The organism is Frankia sp. AvcI1, from assembly GCF_001420875.1.
Lineage (GTDB): Bacteria > Actinomycetota > Actinomycetes > Frankiales > Frankiaceae > Frankia > Frankia alni.
Genome location: NZ_LJFZ01000043.1, coordinates 47,870 through 56,101, shown reverse-complemented (window position 1 = coordinate 56,101; position 8,232 = coordinate 47,870). Strand labels below are relative to the sequence as shown.

At 71.9% G+C, this 8,232-nt stretch carries 6 protein-coding genes, 1 other RNA gene and 6 pseudogenes; 9 read left to right on the top strand and 4 right to left on the bottom strand.

What is annotated here, in order from left to right; translation table 11 throughout:
- Positions 1 to 302 precede the first annotated feature (302 nt).
- The 6 genes and pseudogenes from UK94_RS69625 to UK94_RS69595 all read left to right on the top strand — a co-directional run.
- The coding region (locus UK94_RS69625; RefSeq protein ID WP_235490524.1) for a DNA methyltransferase at positions 303 to 815 on the top strand (513 nt) is incomplete at its 3' end.
- A gap of 374 nt (positions 816 to 1,189) precedes the next feature.
- A pseudogene (locus UK94_RS69620) lies at positions 1,190 to 1,634 on the top strand (recombinase); the annotation flags it as partial.
- A 34-nt stretch (positions 1,635 to 1,668) separates the two neighbouring features.
- A pseudogene (locus UK94_RS69610) lies at positions 1,669 to 1,876 on the top strand (recombinase); the annotation flags it as partial.
- On the top strand, positions 1,873 to 2,076 hold the full coding sequence (locus tag UK94_RS29330; RefSeq protein WP_055752375.1) for a hypothetical protein: 204 nt from the start codon (positions 1,873 to 1,875) through the stop codon (positions 2,074 to 2,076). The pseudogene UK94_RS69610 and the gene UK94_RS29330, both read left to right, overlap by 4 nt.
- Positions 2,077 to 2,458: 382 nt before the next feature.
- Positions 2,459 to 2,654: pseudogene (locus UK94_RS69605) on the top strand (recombinase family protein); the annotation flags it as partial.
- Between the two features lie 24 nt (positions 2,655 to 2,678).
- Positions 2,679 to 3,674: pseudogene (locus UK94_RS69595) on the top strand (recombinase family protein); the annotation flags it as partial.
- Between the two features lie 462 nt (positions 3,675 to 4,136).
- On the opposite strand, the gene ssrA reads toward UK94_RS69595, so the two are convergent.
- Positions 4,137 to 4,507: a transfer-messenger RNA gene (gene ssrA / locus UK94_RS31905) on the bottom strand.
- Between the two features lie 217 nt (positions 4,508 to 4,724).
- Between ssrA and UK94_RS75405 the strand changes: the two are divergent.
- The 3 genes and pseudogenes from UK94_RS75405 to UK94_RS29310 all read left to right on the top strand — a co-directional run.
- Positions 4,725 to 4,771, top strand: a pseudogene (locus UK94_RS75405) (hypothetical protein); the annotation flags it as partial.
- A 1-nt stretch (position 4,772) separates the two neighbouring features.
- Positions 4,773 to 5,198: VOC family protein (locus UK94_RS29315; protein WP_235490522.1), on the top strand; the 426-nt coding region annotated here is incomplete at its 5' end.
- Positions 5,199 to 5,445: 247 nt separating this feature from the next.
- The gene (locus UK94_RS29310; RefSeq protein ID WP_235490520.1) at positions 5,446 to 6,093 is read left to right on the top strand and encodes a YoaK family protein; all 648 of its coding nucleotides are present in this window, start codon (positions 5,446 to 5,448) and stop codon (positions 6,091 to 6,093) included.
- Positions 6,094 to 6,270: 177 nt separating this feature from the next.
- Here UK94_RS29310 and UK94_RS29305 read toward each other — a convergent pair whose 3' ends face one another.
- From UK94_RS29305 to UK94_RS69585, 3 genes and pseudogenes are all read right to left on the bottom strand, one after another.
- Complete coding sequence (locus UK94_RS29305; protein ID WP_011602561.1) at positions 6,271 to 7,644, bottom strand: class I SAM-dependent methyltransferase; 1,374 nt, start codon at positions 7,642 to 7,644, stop codon at positions 6,271 to 6,273.
- A 62-nt stretch (positions 7,645 to 7,706) separates the two neighbouring features.
- Positions 7,707 to 7,995 (bottom strand): annotated as a pseudogene (locus UK94_RS69590) (SsrA-binding protein); the annotation flags it as partial.
- A gap of 1 nt (position 7,996) precedes the next feature.
- A partial coding sequence (locus tag UK94_RS69585) for an SsrA-binding protein (RefSeq protein WP_235490519.1) occupies positions 7,997 to 8,186 on the bottom strand: 190 nt, incomplete at its 3' end.
- Positions 8,187 to 8,232: the final 46 nt, after the last annotated feature.

Below are 8,232 nucleotides of genomic sequence, written 5' to 3'. Positions count from 1 at the left end.
CACGAACCCCGCGAGCACGTCCGTCTCGAACGTCGCCAACTCCTCAGCGGACGCCGCCGACTGCCGCGCGTCCCGAATATCGCGTACCACCGCGAGCGCCAATCCGAGCACCTCACCTTCACGCAGACAGCGGAGAACGCAACCCACGTGAGGAACCTTCAAGAAGTCCGAGGCCGCGTCAACACGGCACGCAGGCCCGCCAAGAGCCAGAACCACCTGGACCACAGCACCTACGGCTACCCGCCGCAGATGAACCCCAGCGATGTCGGACTACCGGTGCCGCCGACGGGGGGCGCGGCCCGATGACCGCCGACGGCGAGACGTGGCGCGGCGACGCGCGGTGGGCGACGGTCTGGCACACCGGCCGGCACAACACTGCCACCCACCAGACCGGGCGACCGCCGGCCGATGCGCCGCACGGCGACGCGGCGGTGTCAGCGGCGGTCGCCGCCCACGCGATCGCGGCCTACAGCCGGCCCGGCGACACGGTGTGCGACCCGGACTGCGGGCGGGGAACGGTCGTGGCCGAAGCCGTGCACGCCCGCCGCCACGGCATCGGCATCACCACCGACCCCGAGCGGTGGGAGACCGCCCGCGCCGCGCTCACCCTGGCGAAGGCCCGCGGCGCCCGCGGCGACGGGATGATCCTCGACGCGCTGCCCGACGGCGAGTCCTGGACCGGACTCGGACCGATCGACCTGGTCCTGACCGCGATCGGACCGGCCGACCCTGCCGAGCCGACCGGTCCGGCCAGGGACCGGCTACGCGCACGGCTGGCCGCCTACCGGGACCTGCCCCGGCCCGGCGGCCACCTCNTCGTCATCNCCGCCTACCACATCGGCGGCGGGNTGGACCTGGCCAGCCAGGTCGCCGCCGCCGGCCGGGACGTCGGCTGGCGGCCGGTGCAGCGTGCCGTCGCGCTCACCGCCGTCCCCTACACCCGGGCCCTCGGCACCCACCGCCCGCACGGGCGGCCACGCGCCTACCCGGTCCACCAGGACGTGATCGTCTTCCGTGCCGACGGCCAACCAGTCCGGCGACCGCGCCCACCGGACCCGCCGCTCCCCCCGGCGCCGCACGCCGCGCTCGACGCCTCGCACCGCCCGGCCGCCTAGCACTCCCGTGCCGGCCGGGCCCGTGCGCGCACCGCACCGCCGCGGCCGGCCCCACCTTCTGGTTGGAGCCCCGCATGTCTGACCTGCTGCCCATCCCCGCGCTGCCCCCCGCCCCGCCCGTGCCGCAGCGCCGGCCTGGCTGGTGGTGGCGGCTCACCCACCTCCGCGCCGCCCGGCAGGCGCGGCTGCTCGCCGCCCACCACGTCTGGACCACCGAACGCGCCCGCGCCGCCCAGATCGACCTCGTCCGCGCCGGCTTCCACCTCGGACCGATCCCCTTCGGCTACCAGGCCCACCGGGTCACCGTCCCCGACGCCGATGGCCAGCTCCGCCGCCGTGTCCGCCTCGTCCTCGACCCCGGACCCGCGACCGTTATCGCGACGATCTACCGGTGGCGGGTCGACGACCGGCTCAGCCCTCTGTCCATCGCCATCCGCCTGCACGGTCTCGGGAACCTGTTCTTCGCCCTGGTCGACCCGGCGACCGGACTCCCGCGGCCGTGGACCTCGACCGCGATCANCCGCGTGCTGGCCAACCCCGTCTACACCGGTGNCACCGTCTGGGGCCGCACCCACGCCGGCCAGCCCGTCTCGCCCGAACACTGGATCATTTGCCAGCACGCCCACCAACCGATCATTGACGGGCGGACGTTCTTCCGCGCACAGCTCCTCGCCACCCCCGGGACCGCAATCCTCAGCCCGCATCTGCCGCCCTGGGAGTTCCCCGCCGACCCCCGTCGCCCCGAAACGGGAACGGAATGAGCCGCACGCCCGCCGCGGACGATTCCGAGCCGCTTTCCACTGGACGGCGGGACGTGGCTCGCCAGGTCGAAATCGAACGGATCGAGACCGTCGACATGACCGCCGAAGAATACGACGCGGCGGTGTCCGCTCTGGCGGAACTCGTCCTACAGTGGGAGAGGAACGGAGCGCCGAACACGGCTCCGAAAAAAGCGGCCTGAAACCTACACCGACCCTCCCTTCAGGTGGGCCGCCGTCAACCCATCCGAAAAAGGAGCGTCGGTATGCCGCGCCCATTTCCCACCCGACAGTCCCCCGAGAAGGCGGCGATGAACACCGTTGCCGGTGCCGTGCCGGTCGTCCTCTACGTCCGGCACGGCACCGGCGACGGATGCCAATCCATAGCGGCACAGCAGGAGAAGGCCCTGGCCTTCCTCGCGACACGTGCCACGAACGTCCAGATCTGCGACCCGGCCGGCGACACCGGCAGCCGGTTTCCGGCACGGCCAGCCCGCCGCCGAGGAATCCGGCGCCGCCGACGCCACGAATAGCCCGCCCGTCTCAGCAGAAACGCGTCCAGGGGGAAGGAAAGGAACAGCCGCCATGCCGCGCTCGACCGCGCGCCGCACCACCACGAAACGAACCCAGCAGGCCGTCCTCGAACCGCTCGACACCGTAAGAGTCGGGATCTACCTACGCCGCTCCACCGACGACGAGAACCAGCCCTACACCATCGAAGCCCAGGAAGAACGGCTGCGTTCCTACGTCGACTCCCAACCCAACTGGGTCGTGGCCCTGCNGTTCGCCGACGACGCCTCCGGCNCCACCATCGAACGCAAGGACCTCCAGCGGGCCCTGTCCGCCGCCCGCAATGGGCTCATCGACGTCCTGCTCGTCTACCGCGTCGACCGGCTCTCCCGCAGCCTGCGTGACACCGTCCACTTGCTCGAAGAACTCGACCAGGCCGGGGTGGTGTTCCGCTCGGCCACCGAGCCGTTCGATACCGCCACGCCCATCGGCCGCATGCTGCTCCAGATGCTGGCGATGTTCGCCCAGTTCGAGCGCGACATGATCATCGACCGGGTCATCGCCGGGATGGAACGCAAAGCCGCCAAGGGCCTGTGGAAAGGCGGCCGGCGCCCGTTCGGCTACCAGGTCGACAAGACCGCCAAGAAACTGATCATCGACGAGACCGAAGCCGCGATCGTCCGGCTGATCTTCGACCGGTACGTCCGCGACCGCCTCGGGACGAAGAGCATCGCGAACGTCCTGAACAACCGCGGCCTGCGCACCACCGTCGGCGGCCCCTGGTCCGGCCACAAGATCCTGCGCATGCTCGACAACCGGATCTACCTCGGCGAGCTGACCTTCCGCGAGATCACCGTCGAAGACACCCACGACCCGATCATCAGCGAGGAGACGTTCGACGCCGCCCAGAAGATCCTCACCGAACGCAGCGAGGAAACCTCACGCCGGGCCTCCAACCCCTCCGACTACTACCTGACCGGCCGGATGCGCTGCCCCCAATGCGGCACAGCCCTCATCGGCACCCGCGCCACCGGCCGCAACCACACCTACCGCTACTACACCTGCCACACCCGCAACCGCTACAACCGCCGCGAGTGCAACGCCCCCCGCCTCGACGCCGACGCCGTCGACTACGCCGTACTCACCGCGCTCGCCAGCTTCTACCGCGACCACCAGCACCTCATCGCCGACGCCGTCACCAAAGCCCAGCGCCACCACCGCGACGCCCGCTCCGACCGCACCGACGAACTCACCATCATCGAAACCGAACTCACCCAGACCGACCAGGCCANCGATCGCTACCTGGGCGCCTTCGAGCGCGGTACCCTCGACGAGGAGATCCTCGCCACCCGGCTCGAAGCCCTGCGCACCAAGCAGAAGCAGCTCCGCCAGAGGCAGGCCGAACTCACCGAAGAACTCGACGACGAACCGGCCATGCCGGCCCGCTCCACCCTCCGCACGATCGTCAAGCACATCGAGACAATCATCGAAACCGGCGACGACCTCCGCCGCAAGGCCCTCATCGAAGCCCTCATCGCCGAAGTGAAGATCACCGGGCCGGACCGGCTCGTACCGATCTTCAAAATTCCTGGGGCCAACGCTTCCAGGGACGCCGCCAACGTAGAGACTGGAGAAGACACAGATCGACCCAAGTCGACCCGACCAGCGACGCCCGCCGCCCCCCGCGGGGGCGCCGCAGCCGTCCTACCAGCCACAACGCCCCCGAAGGGAGCGGTTCGCGCAATGCCTACATTGGTGGAGGTGGCGGGAATCGAACCCGCGTCCTCCGGCACCGACACAGGGCTTCTCCGGGCGGAGCCTGCTACTTGTTTCTCAGCCCCGTCGGACCCACAGGCAAGCCGACGTAGGCTCAGTCGCTGTTTGATTTTCCAACTGGCCCCGCGACCGGGTCAGTCGGTGATCCTCCTAGCGACGTCAGATCCTGGGCCGGAGGCACTCCCAGGCTGACGGTTACCTAGTCCCTACGCCGCGAGGGCGTACAGGGGGGTAACAGGCTGCGTCTTGTTGGCAGCTATTTTTTTGAACGGATCGTTAACGAGATAACCGTTCATCCTCGGCCCGCTTCCCCTGCCTCGACGTCCGAAGTCGAAACCGATCACCCCCAGGTACGGTTGTCTTGCCTACCGTCTCATGCTACCGCAGGACGCGGGCGATCGGAGCGATGCGCCGCGGCCGGCGGACCCGGTCCGCGTCGGCNGCGGAGGGCGTCGGCGCCCGGCCCGACAGACGCGGAATCGAGGAGCGAAGGCGGGCATGCCGGGCCCCGCGTGGTAGTTGTACGTACAACGGCATCCCGTCCGCCAGCCCCGGGGAGACCACTGTGGAGATCAAGGAACTGGGACATCTCGTCCTCTACGTCCGCAACATNGAACGTTCGGTCGCGTTCTACCGGGACGTCCTCGGCTGGCGGCAGGTGTTCCCGGACCCGGCGGCCTCCGCCGACGGTCCGCTGCGGGTGCCCGCGGCCGGCTTCTCCGCCGGCCGCACGCATCACGAACTGCTGCTCATCGAGGTCGGCGAGGACGCGGCGGCGGTGCCGGCCGGCCGGCGGATCGGGCTCTACCACTTCGGGCTGAAGGTCGGCGACACCGACGACGAGTTGCGCGAGGTCCTCGCCCGCATCCGGGAGGCTGGCGTCGACATCGTCGGGGCGTCGGATCACACGATCACCCACAGCCTCTACATCCTCGACCCGGACGGCAACGAGATCGAGCTCTACATCGACGTGGCGGGCGTCGACTGGCAGTCGCAGCCGCACCTGATCGCCGCCCCGATCCGCCCCCTGCGCCTGTAACGGCACCCGTCGCCGGCACCGCGAGCCGCACCCCACCTCCCCGCGGCCCCCGCCTCCCCCGCGGCCCCCTCGCTGCGGCACCCACCGGCTCGGGTGGTCGTCCGGTGGCCAAGGGTTGCGAGGCCCGCGACTCGGCATCGGTGACACTGAGCCGATGACGCCGTCGACGCCACCCCTGCCGTCGGCCGGTCCCCCGCCCCCGCCCCCGCGGCCGCCCGCGCCGTCGACGGGGTGGGATCGGCGGGAGGTGGCGTTGCTGCTCGCGATGGCGAGCCTGACGGGGCTGGTCGACGCGACCAGCTTCCTCGGGCTCGGCCGGGTGTTCGTGGCGAACATGACCGGCAACGTCGTGTTGCTCGCGTTCGCGCTGGCGGGGGCGCCCGGGTTGTCCGCGGACCTGTCCGCACTCGCGTTGACCGGCTTCCTGACCGGCGCGGTCCTCGCCGGGCGGACCGGCAGGGCCCCGGGGCTGCGCCAGGGGCGCGGACCCCGCTGGCTGACGGTCGCGCTGGCCCTCCAGACCGGGCTGATCATCGCGGCGCTGGCCGCCGCCTCGGTCACCGGCGACACGGACCGGCCTTATGCGATCATCGTGCCGCTGGCCGGCGCCATGGGGCTGCAGCACGCGACGGCACGGCGGGTGGCTGTCCCGGAGGTCCCGACCAATGTGCTGACCACTACCCTCACGGGGCTGGTCATCGACTCACGGCTGGCCGGCGGCCCCGGCTTCCACGCCCCGCGCCGGTTGGCCGCGCCCCTGGCCATGTTCATCGGCGCGCTGGTCGGCGGCGCGCTTCTGCTGCACGTCGACCGGATCGTGCCGCTCGCCCTGGCCGCCGCCATCGCCGCCGGCTGTCTCACCGCCGCCGCCGCGGGCCTGCTCATCGCGCCTTGACGATCCGCTCCACGCCCAACCGATCGTCGATGGTCGACCCGGCTCCGCACCCGCCTTCGGGCTTCCTCCGCGAGGACCGCCTCATCACCAGCCGGACCTCCGGCTGTCGTCCCGCGGCCAGATTGCGGTCAGATCGTGNCGAGGGCTGTGACGCACAGGTTGGGACCGGAATCGGGTTCATTCGATGACGGACGGGCGCGGCGGGGTGTGGTCGTCCGCAGGCCAGTTCGTGCAGAGGAAGGCCCAGGGCTCGTCCCGCACCCTGGTCATCACCAGGGTGATGGCCGGACCGCCGGCGACCAGATCGCGGCGGCGTGGCAGCAGGCGGCGGCGCAGCTCGTCGACGTCGCCCGCGAGCCCACGACGACGGATCTCCAACGCTCCGATCCCGCGCCCGCGTAGCTCGGCGGCGAGCCGGCGGACATCGAACGGCAGACTCGCGGAGATCTGCAGCAGCCGGGCGAACGGGGTGGCGACGGGCGTGTCCGAACTGAGGAAGGCGATCATCGGGTCGAGCTGCCAGGCACCGAGCTGGCGCGCGAGCTCGCCTACCAGGCCGGCCCGGGTCACGGCCGGGCTCGGGTCGTAGAGGTACCGCCCAGGGGCGGCGACCGGGCCATCGGGCTCCGCCGGGTCCGCAACGCCCACCAGGCTGACCGGCCCGTCGGGGAAGGCGATGCCGGCCTCAGCCGACCCGAGCGCCGCGAGATGCGCCGGCGACCCGAGATGCGCCCCCGACGCGGGGTGCGCCGACGATGCGGGGTGAAGCACGGTCGCGCGGCGCTCGGTCGTGGCCAGCGCCGGGGAGAACAACACGGCCTCCTTGAGGTCGCGGCCGTCGGCGACGAACTCGATCTCCCAACCCTGCGGGACCTGGTCTGTCGCGAGGCCCGGGGCCGCCTTCACCGCCACCGCCGCGACTCGGTCGGCGAGGGCGAAGCACCAGGGCAGCGGCGGCTCGCTGGCCCGCGAGGCCAGCCGGCGGTCCCCGGTGCGCCGGGCCGGGTCGACGAAAACTCCGTCGTAGCCGGTCAGGTCGGCCGCGCGGACGTCGGCGAGCAGCGTGTCGACCCGGTGCGCCCCGTGGACTGCGACGTTCAGCGCCGCCATCCGCAGGTGGACCGGGTCCCGGTCGACGAGCAGGATCTCCCGGCCCGGGGCCAGGGCGAGGGCGTCCCCGCCGATCCCGGTGCACAGGTCGGCCAGGCGGCTGCGGCCGGCGAACCGCGCCGCCCGGTGTTCGGCCGCGGCCTGGGAGGACGCCTGCTCCAGCCCGGCACGGGTGAAGAACATCTCCTCGGCACGGGCGAACTTGGCCGCCGCCCGATGCCGCAGCTCCGCCTGCGTGAAGGCGGCGGCGACCAGCTCGGCGGGCACACCCTCGGCCCGCAGCCGCGCGCCGACGGCGAGCTCCCGCGCCGCGCTCCCGCCGGACCCGCCCCTACCGGACCCGCCCGTGCCAGACGTGCTCCGGCCGGGACCGCCTGCCCCGGAGCCGCTCCCGCCGGGGCCGTCACCGCCGGTGTACACCGCGGCAGCGGCGGCGAGCACCGCGCCGCCGTCGGCGGTCAGCAGGGCGTCGAGCTGGGCCAGGCGCTCGGTATCGGTGCCGGTCAGCGGTAGCGGCCCTTGACGCGGCGGCCCATCTCCCGGCTGATCTCGCGGGCGGCATCCCGCTCGGCGAGGGCGTGCCGCTTGTCGTAGGACTTGCGACCGCGGGCCAGGGCGATCTCGATCTTTGCGCGGCCATCCTTCCAGTAGAGGGCGAGCGGCACGAGGGTGAGGCCGCCCTCCTGGGTCTGGCCGATCAGCTTCTCGATCTCGGCCCGGTGCAGCAGCATCTTGCGCTTGCGCCGCGGGGCGTGGTTCGTCCAGGTCCCCTCGGTGTACTCGGGGATGTGCNCGTTGTGCAGCCAGATCTCGCCGTCGCTGACCTGGGCGAACCCGTCGACCAGGGAGGCCCGCCCGGCCCGCAGCGCCTTGACCTCGGTGCCGCGCAGCACGAGCCCGGCCTCGTACGTGTCGAGGATGTCGTAGTCATGCCGGGCACGCTTGTTCTGCGCGATGGACTTGCGCCCCGTCTCCTTCGGCACCGTCTGCGACCCTCTTCCCACTTGCCACACGTTCGCNCGAACGTCC

What these genes read in the sequence shown, in the direction of transcription:
- UK94_RS29330 (WP_055752375.1), top strand. Translation starts at nt 1,873, where the DNA reads ATGAGCCGCACGCCCGCCGCGGACGATTCCGAGCCGCTTTCCACTGGA.